The 473-nt window shown below is 67.0% G+C and carries 1 pseudogene; it reads left to right on the top strand.

The features are described 5' to 3' along the window. Positions 1-370: pseudogene (locus KHA84_RS15190) on the top strand (hypothetical protein); the annotation flags it as partial. Positions 371-473: the final 103 nt, after the last annotated feature.

Here is a 473-nt window from a genome sequence, read left to right as displayed (position 1 = left end):
GCTCAAGGACGCGCCGATCCTGATCCTGGATGAGGCCACCTCCGCCCTGGACACCAAGGCCGAGCGCGCCGTGCAGGCCGGCCTGGACCAGCTGATGGAGGGCCGCACCACCATCATGATCGCACACCGGCTGTCCACCATCGCGGGCGTGGACACGATCATCACGCTTCGCGACGGCCGCGTCGACGAAATCGGCTCGCCTTCCGAGCTGGCCGTCTCCGGCGGCATCTACTCCGAGCTATTGCGCCTGACCGCGTCGTCCTCCGCCGCGGACCGGGAGCGGCTCAAGGCGTTCGGGTTCCACGTCGACGGCGCCGACGACGAGGACGAGAGCGACGCGGACGGCGCGGGCGGCGCGCTCACCCCCTAATATGCCCATTTGTGCGAAAAGTAATCCTCTCTGTGCCGATGATGGCGGTGGCGCTCGTACTGTGCCTGCTGAGTTTGCTGATCGGCTGGTACCAGCACAGCTA

The sequence above is a fragment of the Bhargavaea massiliensis genome (genome assembly GCF_018390575.1).
GTDB classification, from domain to species: Bacteria; Bacillota; Bacilli; order Bacillales_A; family Planococcaceae; genus Bhargavaea; species Bhargavaea massiliensis.
The sequence above is the reverse complement of the archived record's forward strand: the minus strand, read 5'-3'. Positions and strand labels throughout refer to the sequence as shown.